Raw genomic sequence first — 16,779 nt, forward strand, 5'->3', positions numbered from 1 at the left:
AATCAAGTTTTATTATAATATTATAAAATATTTTTTGTAATTTTATTTAAATTAGCTCGAAAATAAAGAATTGTTTCTTACCTTTTTTAATTAAAAAGAGGTTATTTTGATCAGCTAAACTAGCATTAATTTCAGAAGAAGATTCAATTTTTATGCCGTTAATTTCAAGAGCTTTATGTGAAATAAATTCATTTAATTCACGTTTTGAGCTAAAAATACCTAATTCAATTAAGCTGTTTTGGTCAAAAAATTTTGCACTAAAATAAGGCAAAATTTTTTTTAGTTCTAACTTATCATTAAAAGTTATTTCAAAATAATTTATTTTATTAAATAAAATTTGGGTTATTTTTTCTGCAATTTCAAGCCCTTTTTGGCCGTGAATGTTAAAAACAACCTCTTTTGCCAATTCTTTTTGCAAAATTCGGTCTTTTTTATTTTGATTGTGCAAAGAAATTAACTGCCTAATTGAATCTAGATCTAAAAACGACAGCCAAAGCATAATTTTTTCGGCCTGTGAATCACTTTGATTCAACAAAAACTGATATAAATTAAAAGGTGAATACATATTTTTATCAAGCCAAATCGGTTTTCCAAGACTTTTGCCAAATTTTTCATTATTTTCATCAGTAAGTAAATTTGTCGTAAAAACAAAGGTCTTGTCCTTATTTTTTAAGTTTGATTTTTTAATAAAATCAAGGCCAGTCACCATGTTCCCTCATTGATCAGATCCTCCTGATTGGGCAATTATGTTGTGATTTTGGGCTAAAAATTTAAAATCTCACCCTTGAATTAATTGATAAGAAAATTCTGTATATGAAAGTCCAGATTCAATTCGAGAAGAAACAGAATCTTTTGCCAACAAATAAGCAATATTAATATTTTTACCAATATCACGCAAAAAGGTTAAAATATTCATATCTTTATAAATTTCAAAATTATCAAAAACAGGTAAATTAAACGATTTTAATTGGTTTTTTATTTTTTCAGTGTTATTTTTAACACTTTCAAAGTCAAGTAACTTTCGCTCATTAGGTTTAAATGACGGATCGCCAATCATTCCAGTCGCCCCTCCGACAACGGCAAGAACTTTAATCCCAAAATTTTGAAGACGTTGTAAAAGATTTATTGAAATGTAATTACCCAAATGAAGTGAAGGCGCTGTTGGATCAAAGCCGATATAAATTCCATTTTCAGAAGAAAGATTTGAAAATCTATCAGAATTAGTGATATCTTTTAAAATTCCTCTTTGTTTTAGCTCATCAAGAAAATCAATTTTATTTTTATCAGACATAGAAAAACTCTCCAAAATTAGTGCTATTTTTTCAATAAAAGGGCGATTTCTTGATCATAAATTGGTTTATTATCAACATAAGGTGTTTCTAAAATTATTGGAATATTATCAAAAAGTGGGTCGTGAACAATTTTTTGAAGAGTTTCAAGACCAATAAAACCTTTGTCAATATTAGCGTGACGATCCTTTTTTGAACCAAGCGGATTTGCTGAATCATTTAGATGAATAACTTTTATATGATTTATTATTTTAGTTTTTATTAATTCTTGTTGAAATTCAGCATAATTTTTGAGATCATAACCAGCATCTCAAACATGACAAGTATCAAGGCAAACCCCAATTCTTTCTGAATTTAGGTCGTGAATTATCTCGACTATTTCTTCAAAACTAGAGCACATTTCAGTCCCTTTTCCGGCCATAGTCTCAAGTAAAATCACAACATTTTTTGTTTTTTCAAGTATAACCTTAAGTGACTTTACAAGCTGATTTTTTGCTTCTAATCTTGTATAAGTTGTGAAAAAACCTGGGTGCAAAACTAAGAATTTTGCCCCTATAAAGTTCATTTTTTCAATCTCTTTTACCAAAAAATCAATAGAAAAATTAGCTTTTAATGGATTAGCCAAATTTATAATATAAGGAGCATGAACGACTATATCGGCAGGCGGAATTTGCTTGGAAAATTCAGCGACATATTCTTCAAATTTATAATTTTCAGGTTTAGTTCTCATTGTTGACTGAGGTGGACCTAGAAAAATCATTGCTGCATTTGCTTTATTTTTTAGAGAAATATCGATTGCACCAAAAAGGTAATCTGGTTTTTTGAAAGGTACATGTGATCCAATTTTTATCATTTGATTTTAACCTCGCTTAAAATTTCAGGTAATTTAAAACTGTGAATTTCGATGTTTTTAAATTTTTCTTGTAATATTTGGGCAATTTTATCAGTAAAAACTTGCTCAATAAGATGGGGAATTTCTAAAACTTTGATTTTATGATGCTTGATCGTGAGTTGATCTGATCATTTGAGATCAGAAGTTATAACAAGATTGGCTTTTTGTTTTTTTGCTAAAAGACATGCTAAAATTCCACCTGAACCTGGAAGAATTGCCACTTTTTTTGGCAAAAAATCTTGTGAAAAATTAGCTCGAAAAGTCGCTAAATTACTATTTAGTGAAATTCTTTTTAAAATTTCTGAAACCTTTAAATTATTTTCAATTAAAATGTTAAAATCATCAATTTTTATAGCTCCACTTGCATCTAGACCTCACTGGTTGGCGATTGAAAATGCGGTTTGGTTGTTTGTTGAGTCAAAATTCGTGTGGAGCGCAAGCACGCTAATTGAGTGTTTTTTTAGAAGGCTAGAAATTTTTTTCTTGTATGGCGAATTTTGAAATTCTTCCTTTTTTGTCGGATAAAAAAAGAAAGGATGATGTGAAATTATTAAATTATAATTATTTTTAATAGCAAAATCTAAAACACTTTTTGTAAGATCAATGCAAATAAGAACCTTAAAAATTTCAGAATCAAAAAAGAGATTTCAACCACAATTATCTCAGTCTTGACAGTTTTCTAGTGGAAATTTTTCAAGCAAAAAATCGCCAATTACTTTTGTTTTCATACTTTTTTAGTTAAAATCACGTAGTGACCATCTTTTTTGAGGGGTTCTTAATTTTTTAAGAATTTTACCCTCTATTTGACGTACTCGCTCCTTTGTGACGCGACGCATGGCCGCTAATTCTTCAAAACTATGAGCTTGATAGGGAACACCATTTTCGTCAACCCCAACTCCATAACGGCGTTTGATAAAATCTTTTTCATCATAGTCAAGTGTGGCCTCGATTATTTCAAGTAAAACTTTAGCTTTTTCCTCGCGCTCGGCATATTCAGCTGGTGAAATTATATTTTCATCCTTAATAAAATCAGAAAAAGAGCTATCTTCTTCTTTTCCAATGGCTTTATCTAGCGAAATCGGGTCGACATTTATTTTTTTAATATAACGGACTTTTTCGGCTGTAAATTCAGGCCCAAGACGCTGAGCAATTTCTTCGGCTGTTGGATTTAGCCCTTTTTCTTGCTGTAATTCGCGTTCAGCTTTGTTAATTTTATTAATAGTTTCGACCATATGAACTGGAATTCTAATTAGTCTTGCCTGATCAGCGACAGCTCTTGTGATTGCCTGACGAATTCATCAAGTTGCATAAGTTGAAAATTTAAATCCTTTAGTGTGGTCATATTTTGAAACGGCTTTAATAATTCCTAAATTACCTTCAGAAATTAGGTCGATAAAATTTAAACCACGGTTTTTATAGCGTTTTGCACTGTTTACAACCAGTCTTAAATTACGTTTTATTAAGGTATCTCGAGCTTTTTTACCGATTCGGCCTTTAATTTGCATTTTACGGGCGAGTTCTTGTTCTTCTTCTTGGCTTAATAATTTTCCGTATTTACCGATTCAACGCATGTATCATTTGATCATGTCATTTGTGTCGGTGAGTTTATTTCGGTAAACATCATCGCTGTAAATTTTAGGTTTGCGAAATTGACTTGAATTTTCATCATTGATATAATCAAGATCGTCAATGTCTTGGATTCTTAGTGATTCATCAACCGAGTGACCAAATTCAATTTCGCCACTATCATCCTGAGACAAGTCATCAAAATCTTCTTGGTCATCAATTCTGTCTAGACTCAAATCTTTGTCATCATCTAAATTATCAAGATTTTTCTTTGTTTTATTTTTAGAATTTTTTTGACTAATTTGCTCAACAAAGTCTGAACTTGAAACATCTTCAAGATCTTCTTTGTCTAATTCACCGCTAATTATTTTTTTCTGCATTAAAATTTGAAAAAACTCGTCAAGTTCGTCCTCTGAAACTGAAAGGCTTAAATTTTCGATATATTTATAAACATCTTCGTGACTTAAAAATACATTTTCCTCAGTTTTTTTCGAACTTTTTTTAGTTTTTTGCTTTTGTTTTTGTTCTAATTGTTCTTGTAACTTTTCAATAACAAACTGATAACGTGACTCGGGGCTATTAGATGATTCTGAAAAATTATCAGAATTTTCCAACTTCTGATTTTCATCAAAAATTTCTTTATTTTTGGAGGTTTTTTTCTCTTTTGCTGTTGTTTTTGACTGTTTTGAATTTTTTTTGGGTTTTTCTAATTTTTCTTGTTCTAATTCTAAAACCTCATTTTTTGCGGTTTTAGATTTTGTGGTTGAAGAAACTTTAGCTTTTGCTTTTAAAGTTTTATTGGTTGAGTTAATATTTTTTGATAATTGATTTAAAGTTTTGGTTCGAAATGCCTCGATACTTTTTAGAAAATCAGATTGATGCTTGCTTGTTTTAATAACATTAAAAAAATTCTCAATTTGCTCATATGAGTTTTTTCTTTTTTCACTAACAATATTTTTTTTTGAATTTTTAGTGTTCAAAGTATCAGAATCGACATTCAAATTTAAATTAGAATCTACTTGAACTTGCTCCTTTGTTGTTTTTTTACGTGAAGTTTTTACCTTTTTCTCAGCGGTTTTAGTTGCTGACTTTGCAGATTTTTCAGAAAAACTATAAGTTTTTTGGGAATTTTTAGGTTCTTGCATTGCCAATTTATTTCCAATTTTCATTATCACCGTCCCCTTAAATTTCGTCGTTATACGAATCAATTAAAAAATCTTTTCCATTATTTTTTGAAAATCGATATAAATTATTGTTATTATTTCAGTTTCTTTTTGTATTAATATCTTTAACATAGCCGTCAACATCATCTAATGTTTTTTCATGTACATTAAAATTTTTAAAGTCATATTCTGGTATTTTTAAGTATTCGTTTAATGAATCACTTACTTTATCAATTTCTTGTAAAGTTTGCTTGTAAATTTCCGGATTTTTTCTATCACTAGAATATAATTTTTCAACAAACTTATTATTAAGTGGATTTAAAAATTTAAAATTTAAACTTTTAAAATAAGAAAATTTTTGTTGATCACCTTCAAGAAAATCCTTCAAAATAATTAAAAATAATTTTAACTCAATATATTCGAATGGATATGGCCGGTTTTCATAGTTATTCCTTTTATTTAGTTGTTTATTTTCAAAAAAATCGCCATATTTTTCAAGTTCGTGATCAGATTTGGATGGATACTGAATTGATTTTATTCAGCGAAAAGCACTTTTTTCAATACCTAAGTCCTCTTTAATTTTTTTCAAAAAAACACCTAATAATGGGCTATTTTGGGCATGCAAACTTTGTAAAAACGGCGTAAATTTGCTAACAAATTCGGTAATTTCATCGCTAGAATTTTCTTTGATTTGATTTTTGTAAAAACTGTAGGCAAAATCAAAGCAATTTTTGCGATCTGAAAGTTTTTCTAAAAAACTCTCAGCGCCAAAATTATTTAAATATTCATCAGGATCCTTTCCGTCAAAACCTGATATAATATAAGTTTTAATTTGGTTTTGTGAAAGTATGAGTGCAGATTTTAAGGTAGCTTCAATGCCAGCCCGATCACCATCAAGGGCAATGACAACTGTAAAATTATTCAATAATTCACAGTGTTTTTTAGTCAGAGAAGTACCCATAAGCGCAATTACATTTTTAATATTGACCTTGTAAAATGCAATGACATCAAAAAAACCTTCAGTAATAAAAATTTCTTTGGGATTATCAGCAATTGCATTTTTATAATTGTAGAAAATTTCAGATTTAGAAAATAATTTACTTGATGGCGAGTTTAAATATTTTGGTTCACATTTAGTGTTAGGCAAACAACGGCCAGAAAATCCAACAACTTTTCCTTCTAAATTTTCAATAGGGAAAACAATTCGATTTTGAAAAAAATCAAAACCTTGTTGATTTAAAAGTGAATAATCTTTTAAAGTTTCCTCATCAAATAATTTTGAATCCACTAGTCGAGGTTTTAAAAATGAACTTGGTGCAAAGCCGATTTTAAATTTTTCAATAATTTCGCGACTTAGCCCTCGCGAATTTATAAAGTTGTAAATTTCCAATTCTTGTCGGTTTTTAGGGCTTTTTTTGGCTCTTGATGTAATTGTAAGTAGTTCTAAAAGATAAAGTGAAACTGAATTTTCAAAAGCGCGCAATGCTTGAAGTTCGATTTGAGAATAAACTTTTTCAGGGGCCAAATTATTTGCTAACTTAAGGTTTAAATTGTATTCTTTGTTGAGATATTCAACAGCTTGAAAAAAATTCAAATTTTTTCAAAGCATCACAAAGTTAACAATATTTCCACCTTTTTGACAAGAAAAGCACTTAAAAATTTGTTTAGAAATTGAAACTGACAGTGATGGATTTGTGTCTTCATGAAATGGACAAAGTCCAACAAATGTGTTTCTTCCTTTGGGTGAAAGTTGGATTGCTTGTGAAATTAGTGCATAAATATCGGTGTTTTTTAAAATATGAGCTAAAATTTGCTGCTTATTCATTTGAAGAATTTTCCTCTATAAATTGGATAATTTCGGTGATTTTTATTCTTTTTTGTTCACAAGTATCGCGAAATCTGATTGTTACACTTTGATTTTGAATTCCTTCTTCATCGACTGTAATGCAAAAAAAAGTTCCAATTGAGTCTTGATAATAATATCTTTTTCCAATAGTTCCTGTGTTTACAAAAGTAGAAGAAATTCCGTGGCTAACAAGCATTTTTCATATTTCTTCTGCTTGAGGTGAAAATTTCTTTAAAAGCGGTAAAACCGCAACTTTATATGGGCTTAAAATAAACGGAAATTTAAGAAAATAACGGTCTTTTTCGATGTCATGAACAAAATTTTGCTCTAAAATCGCTAACATAAGTCTGTCTAGGCCAATTGATGGTTCGATTATGTATGGTAAAATTTTTTGACCAGTTGCAGAATCAACAAATTCAAGATTTTCGCCACTTTTAGCCATGTGATTTTTAAGATCAAAATTTCCACGGTTCGAAATTCCAATTAGCTCACCTCAGCCAAAATTAAAAAAATACTCAAAATCTGTAGTTGCTTTTGCATAATGGGCCAATTTTTCAGGTTGATGATTGCTAATTCGGATTGAATCTGGCGAAAAACCTAATTTGGTTAAAAAAAGTTGAACTTTTTCTATTTCAGAGTGAAAAATTTCATCTGCTTGTTCAGGTCTGACAAAAATTTCCTGTTCTAGTTGAGTAAATTCGCGGGTTCGAAAAATGAAATTTCCAGGTGAAATTTCGTTTCGAAACGATTTTCCTACCTGAGCAATTCGAAGAGGTAAGGTGTTTTTAGTAAATCTTAAAAGTGATTTAAAATTTATAAAAATTCCCTGTGCTGTTTCAGGTCGTAAATACAATGTTGTTTTTTCATTTTCAACAACACCTTGTTCGGTTTGGAATAAAAGATTGAAATTTTTGGGAATAGATCAGTCAGTTTTTGATCCATCATAATTTTCAATTTTAGCCAAATATTGTTGAATTTCTTGTTGATTTAATTTTTCAAAAATTAAATTTGGAAAATTATTTTCAAACAAATGGTCAACACGATAACGTTTTTTATTAATTTTATTTTCAACTAGCAAGTCGCTGAAGTTTTCAAGATGACCAGAGGCCTGTCAAACTTTTGGGTTAAGCAAAATTTTTGTGTCAATAAAAAAGGCATTAAGATCTTTGTTTATGAAAAAATCAGCCCAAAAATTTTCAATATTTTTAGCTAAAAGAACACCAAGATGGCCATAATCATAAGAATTTGCTAAACCTCCATAAATTTGGGAACTAGGAAAAATAAATCCTAAATTCTTTAGATAATTAATAAAAAATTGGTAGTTTTCAAATTTGGCCATAATTTATCCTTTTAATTTTCATTTTTATTTAAAAAATGCATCAAAATTAATATTTTTTGATGAAAATTCAGACATTTTTTTGGACATTGATTCAAACTCACTAATTAAACGGTTAAATTCAGCACCTGTTCGACCTGATCCGCGAATAATTCGATTCCTACGAGATGGATTTTTTAAAAGTTTTGGTTTTTTTCGCTCTTCAAGAGTCATTGACGAGATTAAAATTTTATAAAGTTTCATTTTTTGCTCAACTTCATCAATCTGACTCGCATTAATTTTGCCCGATAATCCAGGAATCATTTTTATAATTTTAGAAAATTTCCCAATTTTTTGAATTTGAGCAAGACTATTTAGGAGGTCATCTAAATTAAATTGACCAGAAAACATACGATGAGACAGTTTTTTAACGGTTTGTTTGTCAATATTTTCTTCGGCTTGTTCTAAAAGTGACATTACATCGCCCATTCCTAAAATTCGGTCGGCAATTCTGTTGGGGTGAAATAGTTCTAAGGCAGAAATTTTTTCACCTGAACCAATAAATAAAATTGGAATTTTAAGCAAATGTGTAATTGAAAGGGCCGCACCTGCACGAGCATTTGAGTCTAATTTTGTAATAATTGAGCCAGTTAAATTAATTTCTTTATGAAAAGTTTCAGCAACATTTATTATATCTTGACCAGAAAGGGCATCAAGGACAAAAAGAATTTGATCAGGTTTTACAGCTTTTTTAATGTCAGCTAACTCAGTCATCAATTCAGAATTAATTGAAAGACGACCGGCTGTATCAAAAATAACAAGGTCATAATTGTTATTTCTGCTATAAATTAGGGCATCTTTTGCAATTTCAACAGGAGTTTTTTCAATATAAAAAACATCAATTGAAACTTGTTTTCCCAATTGTTTCAATTGATCAATCGCAGCAGGACGGTAAGTATCACAAGCTACTAACAAAATTTTTTTTGAAAAATTTTTTTGGCGAGCATAAACTGCAAGTTTTGCCGTAGTTGTAGTTTTTCCTGAACCTTGAAGACCAACTAGCATTATTGTTGTTGGTTTTTTAGAAAAATTAATAGACTTTGCACTAACTCCAAGAACCGAAACTAAATTTTGGTGTAATATTTTCAAAAATTCTTGTTGGGGATTAAGTTTGGAGGTCAGTCCGTTTGTTAAAACCTGATTTTTAACCTGAGCAATAAAGTTTTTAACAACTAATAAATTAACGTCAGCTTCAAGTAAAGCAAGACGAATTTCACGAATAATTTCTGCTAAATCTTGCTCATTAATGGTTACAGATTTCTGAATTTTTTTTAAAGATGACTGGATTCTATTGGTCAAAAAATCTAACATTTTAAAAATAGAAAATTTTTCCTAAAAAAACAGGAAAAATTTTATACCTTTCTTTATATTTTTTGATTTTAAATTAATGATTATTTAGCTTCTTTTATTTGTGAATTAACTTCTGTATAAAAATCGACAGCTTGTTTTTCGATTCCTTCACCAACTTCAAAGCGAACAGCTTGAACTAATTTAGCAGAATTTTGTTCTAAATATTTACCAACAGTAATGGCGCTATCGATTGCTAAAGGTTGAAATTCAAGAACAAAATTTGACAATTCTTTTTCAATCATACCACGAATAATTTTTTGCTTAATATTTTCGGGTTTCTTTTCTAAGGCAGGTGAATCTTCAACTTTTTGAGTGATTTCTGCAAGTCTTTCTTGAGGCACATCGGACTCAAAATTAAATTCTGGATTTAGAGCTGAAACATGCATAGAAATATCTTTTGCAACAGTGCAATTTCCGCCATCTAAAACAACAACAGAAGCAATTTGTCCGTTAGAATGTGTATAAAGTCCAACTTTTTGTCCTTCTAAAATTTGGGTTTTTAGTACCCGACGCAAAGTTATTTTTTCACCCATAGTTGCTGTAGATTCGACTAACATTTCTGCAATTGTACGGGAGTCAGGATTTTTAATAGTTAAGGCAGTTTCTAAATTGTCAAAGTCATTTTCTAGAAGTAATTGGGCAATTTCGTCTTGAAGTTTTACAAAGTTTTGATTTTTAGCAACAAAATCTGTTTCAGAATTAAGTTCAAAAATTAAAGCGTGTTTTTCACTTTTAGTTGCTAAAACTAAGCCTTCTGCAGCAATACGGTCAGCTTTTTTTAGTGCTTTTGACTTACCATTTTCGTGAAGTCATTTAATAGCACCATTTATTTCATAGTCAGAGTTTTCAAGTGCTGTTTTGCAATCAACAAAAGGAGCATCCGTAATTTCTCTTAATTCTTTAATTTTTGCTAATTTATCTATTTTTAACATTTTTTACTCCTTTTTTATCAATTATGCAATTTTAGTTTCGCTAGACTGGCTAGGGTTTTGTACTTTTTTATCGCCTGGTTTTGTTTTAGATTTATCGAACTTTTCAAATTTATCGAATGAATTACGGCGAAATCTTAGTTGTTTTTGCTCTTTTTCAGGATCTTCTGGCAAAATAATTTGCTCATCAGGCTGATATGCAAAAAGTTTTTTACCACCTTTTGCTGATGAAATTGCATCAGCTAAAATAGTAAAAATTAATGTGATTGATTTAGTTGAATCATCATTAGCAGGAATTCCAAAATCAACCAAAGATGGATCAACATTTGAATCTGTTATCCCGATAATTTTAATTCCTTTTTTACGGGCTTCTTTAACTGCGATTATATCTTTTAAAGGATCGGCAACTAACATTATTAATGAAAAAAGTGGAACGTCTTTTAATCCTTTAATTCCGTTAAGATTTTTTTGTAACTTAGCTAATTGTTTTTGTTTTGAAAGTATTTCTTTTTTTGTATAACCTTCAAAATTTTCTGCTGTTTGTTTTTCAAGTTCTTCCATTGCTTTAAGACGTGACAAAATTGTTCGACTGTTTGTCAAAGTTCCGCCTAATCAACGACCAGAAACGTATATTGAATTTGTACGGATTGCTTGTTCTTCAATGGCTTTTTTTGCTTGTTTTTTTGTACCTACAAAAATAAATTTAGCACCTTTTTGGGCAAATTTTTCAACTAATTTATAAGCAATTTCTAACATTTTTTGAGTTTTTAAAACATCAATAATGTGAGTTTCATTACGCTTTCTTTTTAGTAAAAATTGCGCCATTTTAGGGTGTCATTGCGATGATTTATGACCAAAATAAACACCCGCTTCTAATAGTTTTTGCTTTGAAACAATAGGAATTTCCGCTGAGTTTTCAGTAGAAATCTCACTAATGTTCAACATTTGGTTATCTTTTTGTTCGATATTTTGGTTTTGTTTAGCTGTTGTTGCCTTATCCATGTAATATTTCCTTTTGTTTGTTGTTTCTACTTAAAATTTCTAACAGATAGAACTTAAAAAAGCACATCTATCTGAATCCATTTTAATGATATTTGAGGTAATATAAATTAAGAATTATATTATACCATAAAATAAAAAATAAACAATAATTTAAATCATTTGATCAATATAAGCAATAAAATCAATGATTCCAGGGTATGTAAGTGTAATTTCTATCCCTTCTTTTTCTAAAAAATGAGCAGAAATTGACTTTTTTGAAAAATCTATTTTGTCGACACTTAAAATGTAAAATTTTTCAAGTTGTTTGAAAAAAATGATGAAAAATGCACAACCAAAATGTTTTCTAATTTTATGTAGATAATTGATTTGATGGTCTGGGATTTGCTTTAAATTTAAAACGTTTTCATTGGTACTTTTGGCCTCAAAAGCGACAAAAATTCCTTTATAAATTCCATAATAATCAACGGTTGACTTTTTTAATACAAAGGCATCATTTAAGGTCAAATCTTTTTGAACGGCTTTAAAACTAATGTCTAGATTTTTTTTATGAAAAATCGCAATGTCGTTTTGATAATAAAATTCAATTGTGTTATTAATAATTTTTTCAAGAAACATTCCGCGGTTTTTATGATTCATATTTTTAATTAAATTTTTAAGCTTTTTTTCGCCAAAAAAGGAAAAAAATGGGAAAAACAAGCACTTTTTCTCATTTTTAGCTTAAAATTTAAAAATTTATTAATATTAAGCGGGATGCGGCTCCCCCTGGGTAAAAATTAAAACCTCAGATTTAGAAGCATATATAACACCGTCGGTAATTCTAAATTTGAGTTCTTCTTTTTCGTTTAAAACATACAATACCGATGGTGCAATTATTCCGCAAAAAGGTGTTATACCGTATTGGGCAACACGGTATCCTAGTTGTGTTTTTGCAGTAACTGAAACTGGTTGGGATTCTAAAATGATTCCTTTTTGACTAAAGATTTTAAGATTAATTGTTTTCACTTCATCCCATCTTTTTTGCCTTTTCTAATGCTTGATTAATTGTCCCAACGTATAAAAATGCTTCTTCAGGGACATTATCAAATTTGCCAGATAAAAGTTCATCAAAATTATTAACTGTGTCTTCGATTTTAATGAATTGGCCTTCAATTCCTGAAAATTTTTGAGCTACAAAAAACGGTTGGGATAAAAAATTCCTAATTCGGCGGGCTCTTGCAACAACTTGTTTATCTGACTCACTAAGTTCATCAACACCCAAAATTGCGATAATATCCTGTAATTCCTTGAATCTTTGCAAAATTTGGACTACTTTTTTAGCTACTTCATAATGCTGTTTTCCAACAACACTAGGATCTAAAGCTCTTGAGGATGATGCTAAAGGATCAACTGCAGGATAAATTCCAAGAGCAGCAATCCCACGGTCTAAAACTGTTTTGGCATCAAGGTGTGAAAAAGTAGTTGCAGGTGCAGGGTCTGTGATATCATCGGCAGGAACATAAACGGCCTGAACTGAGGTTATTGATCCTCTAATTGTTGATGTAATTCGCTCTTGAAGCTGACCCATTTCAGTTGAAAGTGTCGGTTGATAGCCCACAGTTGATGGAATTCTACCTAGAAGTGTTGAAACTTCTGAACCAGCTTGGGTAAATCGAAAAATGTTATCAATAAAAAGTAGAACGTCCTGATTGTCTTGATCACGAAAATGTTCGGCCATTGTCAAAGCAGAAAGAGCAACTCTCATTCGCGCACCAGGAGGTTCGTTCATTTGGCCAAAAACTAAGGCAGTTTTGTCTAAAACACCACTAGCTTTCATTTCAAAATAAAGGTCATTTCCTTCTCGTGAACGCTCGCCTACCCCAGCAAAAACTGAAAGTCCACCGTGTTTAGTTGCTATATTGTTAATAAGTTCTTGAACTAAAACGGTTTTCCCAACTCCTGCTCCTCCAAAAAGACCGATTTTTCCACCTTTTACAAAGGGAATTAATAAATCGATGACTTTAATTCCTGTAACTAAAATTTCACTTACAGCTTTTTGTTCTAAATATGTTGGGGCAGGTGAGTGAATAGGTTTTTTTTCAACTGAATCAAGAGACGGACCGCTATCAATTGGATTTCCTAAAACATTGAACATTCGTGATAAAACTTGATTTCCAACCGGAACTGAAATTTGTGAACCTGTATCTTTTACTTCTAAACCTTTTGATAAATTATAAGTCATTGACATTGCAATTGCGCGGACAATTCCTTCACCTAAATGTTGGGCAACTTCAAAAACAATTTTTTGATTGTCAACTTCAACTTCAAGGGCTGAAAGAATTGCTGGCATATGCTCGTTTGGGAATTGAACATCAATAACTGGACCAAAAATTTGAACTATGTGACCTATATTAATCTGTTTTTTCATTGTTTTACCTACTTTTGCTACATTTTTCCGCTAATAATTTCGATAATTTCTTGAGTGATCATCGATTGGCGACTAGAATTTATTTCAAGTTCTAATTTTTGAAGAATATCTTGGGCGTTTTCTGTTGCACTTTCCATTGAAGTTCGACGAGCAGATGTCTCAACTAATTTAGATTCGATAAATATTTTTTCCAAAAGGGATTTAATATAAAAAGGAATTAGTTTTTTGAGTACTTCAACTGCATTAGGTTCAAATTCAATTCCATAGCCGTCTTGTTTTGTTTTATTTTTTGCAAAATCAAATAAGTTAATAATATTTGGCTTTGATTGAATTATATTTATAAATTTATTATAACAAATGAAAATATTTTTATATTTTTTTTCAGAAATTGCCTTATTTATTAAGTTTGTCACTTGAATAATTGGTTCAGAAAAATTCGTCTCTTCAACTCCGGGAAAATATTTGATAATATTTTTAGGATATCTTAATGATATGTAATTATAAATTTTTTTACCAAAAATAATGATTTCATCATTTTTTGTTAAATTAGGAGTAATTTTTTTCAAAATTTGATTATTGAGGGCGCCGCAAAAACCTAAATTTGAACCAAAAACAATGTAAAGATTTTTTTCAGAGTTTGTTGATATTAGCTCTTCAGGTGTTTTGCATAAATTTGCCAAAATATTTTGCATAATATAGTCTAAATTCTCAAAATATTCTTGAGATGACTTAAATTGACGTTTAATTTTGGGAATTTTTGAATTAGCTATCATTTCCATAACGGCAGTAATTTTTTTTATATTTTGAATTTGGGTAAATCTTGCACGAATTCTGTTTAATTTAGGCATTTTTACTCTCTTTTATAAAAAACAAATTAAAAACTTCGACCTGAATTAAAATTTTCAATCAAATTTGTTACTGAATTTAAAATTAATTGTAAATCATCGTCTTTTAAAGCAACATTATGATCAATTTTTTCTAAAATTGACTTAATTTCAGAATCTGTATCTAAATATTTAAGAAAAACAGATTTAAACGATTGCATAGATTCAAGTTGTAAGTGATCAATTAGATGTTCTTTAATTAAAATTAACATCATTATTTGCTGAATTTGGGAAAAATGTTGTTGATTTTCTTGTTTTAAAAGTTCATAAATTTTGTTCCCGCGATCAAGAATTAACTGCGAACTTGGCCCTAAATCAGATCCAAATTGTGCAAAAGCTTTGAGTTCATTATATTGTGCTAGTTCTAATTTTAATGATGAGGAAGCTCATTTCATTAATTTAGATTGGGCCGCTGAACCTACCCGCGAAACTGACAGACCTATATCGATTGCCGGTTTTTGCCCTGAATTAAAAAGATTATCACGAACAAAAATTTGACCGTCGGTAATAGATATGACATTTGTAGGAATATAAGCTGAAATATCTCCGGCTTGAGTCTCAATTATTGGCAAAGCAGTAATCGAACCGCCACCTGTTTCATCAGATAATTGTGATGATCGTTCCAAAAGGTATGAGTGCTGGTAAAAAATATCTCCAGGAAAAGCTTCTCTTCCCGGTGGTCTTCTTAATAAAAGTGAGAGTGTTCTGTATGCAATAGCATGTTTTGATAAATCATCATAAATTATCAAAACATCTTTGCCTTTATGCATTCAATATTCGGCAATTGAGGTTCCAGAATATGGCGCTAAATATTGTAAAGGTGATAATTCGCTAGCTCCTGAAACAACAACTGTTGTATAGTCAAGTGCACCTTTTTTTTCAAGAAGAGCAACAATTTGGGCTACACTTGAATTTTTTTGGCCAATTGCAACATAAACACAATAAACATTTTTACCTTTTTGGTTTAAAATTGTGTCAATAGCGATTGTTGTTTTTCCAGTTTGACGGTCGCCAATTATTAACTCACGTTGTCCTTTTCCAATTGGAACTAGTGAATCAATTGCTAAAATTCCGGTCTGAAGTCCACGGTCAACGCTTTTTCTATCCATTATTGAAGGTGCGTTTGTGAAAATTTCAGATTTTATACTATTATCAAATTCACCTTTTCCATCAATTGGAAGACCAAGGGCATTAACAACACGACCTAAAAGTTGATCACCAACTGTAATTGAAATGACAGACTTTGTTCTTCTGACAGTTGAGCCTTGAAAAACAGAGTTTTCATTTCCCATAATAACAACACCAATTAAATCTTGTTCAAGATTAAGTGCAATTCCAAAAACACTATTTTCAAATTGAACAAGCTCACCAAATTTTACTTTTTCAATCCCGGAAACAAGCGCAACTCCATCTCCAACAACAATAACTTTTCCAATATCATCATGTTGAATTTTGGATTCGAAATTTTTAATTTCATTTTTAATTATTGCGGTTAAATTTATATCTTTGTTCATGTCAAAAAACCTTTAAAATCTATATATTTTTTATGAGTTTTTGCTTGAGTGAGCGCAACTGTGATGAGAGTGAATGTTCAAAAACATGGTTATCAATGCTAATTTTGATTCCAGAAATTAATTTTGGATTTATTTTTGGTCGTAAAACTATTTTTTTGTTTAATTTTTGGGAAATTAAGTCTTCAAACTTAGCAATTTCTGATGGTGACAATGGGAATGCACTTTGAATTTGGCCTCAACTTTGGCCTAAATAAGCATTTGCAAGTTTTATATATTTAATTAAAATTTGATTATAATGTGAAAAAAGATTGTTTTTGCATATTACTTTAAGAAAATTTATCATATAAGTGTCAATTTTAGACTCAAAAATTTTCTCTATCAAAGTATATTTTTCACTTTTTGAAATAAAATGTGAAGTGAAAATCGAAATTAAAGAAGGATTGGCGCTAACTAAATCAATTATAAAAAAACTATCATTTATAAATTGATCTACTTTTTTTTCAGATATTGAGATTTCTAAGAGCGACTCAGAATATCCATAAATATTTTTTACCTGTGGGTGCAT

Annotated in this window: 15 protein-coding genes; all 15 read right to left on the reverse strand. The window is 30.0% G+C overall.

Translation table 4 applies throughout. The features are described 5' to 3' along the window. Nucleotides 1–46: 46 nt before the first annotated feature. Complete coding sequence (gene tyrS / locus KW512_RS01260) at nt 47–1,291, reverse strand: tyrosine--tRNA ligase (RefSeq protein ID WP_258841689.1); 1,245 nt, start codon at nt 1,289–1,291, stop codon at nt 47–49. Nucleotides 1,292–1,314: 23 nt separating this feature from the next. Next, the gene (locus tag KW512_RS01265; protein ID WP_258841690.1) at nt 1,315–2,142 is read right to left on the reverse strand and encodes a deoxyribonuclease IV; all 828 of its coding nucleotides are present in this window, start codon (nt 2,140–2,142) and stop codon (nt 1,315–1,317) included. After that, a complete protein-coding gene (locus KW512_RS01270; protein WP_258841691.1) occupies nt 2,136–2,909 on the reverse strand; it encodes a Nif3-like dinuclear metal center hexameric protein in 774 nt (257 codons plus the stop codon). Before KW512_RS01270 ends, KW512_RS01265 begins: the two co-directional genes overlap by 7 nt. Before the next feature lie 6 nt (nt 2,910–2,915). Then, nucleotides 2,916–4,289, reverse strand: coding sequence for an RNA polymerase sigma factor (locus KW512_RS01275; RefSeq protein WP_420323731.1), 1,374 nt, complete (start codon nt 4,287–4,289; stop codon nt 2,916–2,918). Between the two features lie 640 nt (nt 4,290–4,929). After that, the gene (gene dnaG / locus KW512_RS01280) at nt 4,930–6,735 is read right to left on the reverse strand and encodes a DNA primase (RefSeq protein WP_258841693.1); all 1,806 of its coding nucleotides are present in this window, start codon (nt 6,733–6,735) and stop codon (nt 4,930–4,932) included. After that, the gene (locus KW512_RS01285; RefSeq protein ID WP_258841695.1) at nt 6,728–8,095 is read right to left on the reverse strand and encodes a glycine--tRNA ligase; all 1,368 of its coding nucleotides are present in this window, start codon (nt 8,093–8,095) and stop codon (nt 6,728–6,730) included. Before KW512_RS01285 ends, dnaG begins: the two co-directional genes overlap by 8 nt. Nucleotides 8,096–8,119: 24 nt before the next feature. Further along, the gene (gene ffh / locus KW512_RS01290; protein WP_258841696.1) at nt 8,120–9,442 is read right to left on the reverse strand and encodes a signal recognition particle protein; all 1,323 of its coding nucleotides are present in this window, start codon (nt 9,440–9,442) and stop codon (nt 8,120–8,122) included. An 80-nt stretch (nt 9,443–9,522) separates the two neighbouring features. Next, on the reverse strand, nt 9,523–10,413 hold the full coding sequence (gene tsf, locus KW512_RS01295) for a translation elongation factor Ts (protein ID WP_258841697.1): 891 nt from the start codon (nt 10,411–10,413) through the stop codon (nt 9,523–9,525). A gap of 21 nt (nt 10,414–10,434) precedes the next feature. After that, nucleotides 10,435–11,355, reverse strand: a complete 921-nt coding sequence (gene rpsB / locus KW512_RS01300) for a 30S ribosomal protein S2 (RefSeq protein WP_313321254.1) — start codon at nt 11,353–11,355, stop codon at nt 10,435–10,437. A 207-nt stretch (nt 11,356–11,562) separates the two neighbouring features. Continuing rightward, nucleotides 11,563–12,048, reverse strand: coding sequence for a Holliday junction resolvase RecU (gene recU, locus KW512_RS01305; protein ID WP_258841699.1), 486 nt, complete (start codon nt 12,046–12,048; stop codon nt 11,563–11,565). 105 nt (nt 12,049–12,153) lie between these two features. Next, nucleotides 12,154–12,414 carry a hypothetical protein gene (locus KW512_RS01310; protein WP_258841700.1) on the reverse strand — a complete coding sequence of 87 codons (261 nt, stop codon included), beginning with the start codon at nt 12,412–12,414 and terminating at the stop codon, nt 12,154–12,156. Further along, entirely contained in the window at nt 12,401–13,816 is a 1,416-nt protein-coding gene (gene atpD / locus KW512_RS01315; RefSeq protein ID WP_258841701.1) for a F0F1 ATP synthase subunit beta, read from the reverse strand. The genes KW512_RS01310 and atpD overlap by 14 nt, the downstream gene beginning before the upstream one ends. A 17-nt stretch (nt 13,817–13,833) precedes the next feature. Continuing rightward, entirely contained in the window at nt 13,834–14,664 is an 831-nt protein-coding gene (atpG, locus tag KW512_RS01320; protein WP_258841702.1) for an ATP synthase F1 subunit gamma, read from the reverse strand. Nucleotides 14,665–14,690: 26 nt separating this feature from the next. Beyond that, nucleotides 14,691–16,214, reverse strand: coding sequence for a F0F1 ATP synthase subunit alpha (gene atpA, locus KW512_RS01325; protein WP_258841703.1), 1,524 nt, complete (start codon nt 16,212–16,214; stop codon nt 14,691–14,693). A gap of 19 nt (nt 16,215–16,233) precedes the next feature. After that, entirely contained in the window at nt 16,234–16,779 is a 546-nt protein-coding gene (locus KW512_RS01330; RefSeq protein ID WP_258841704.1) for a F0F1 ATP synthase subunit delta, read from the reverse strand.

The organism is Mesomycoplasma ovipneumoniae, assembly GCF_024758565.1.
In the GTDB taxonomy this organism is placed as follows: domain Bacteria; phylum Bacillota_I; class Bacilli_A; order Mycoplasmatales; family Metamycoplasmataceae; genus Mesomycoplasma; species Mesomycoplasma ovipneumoniae_B.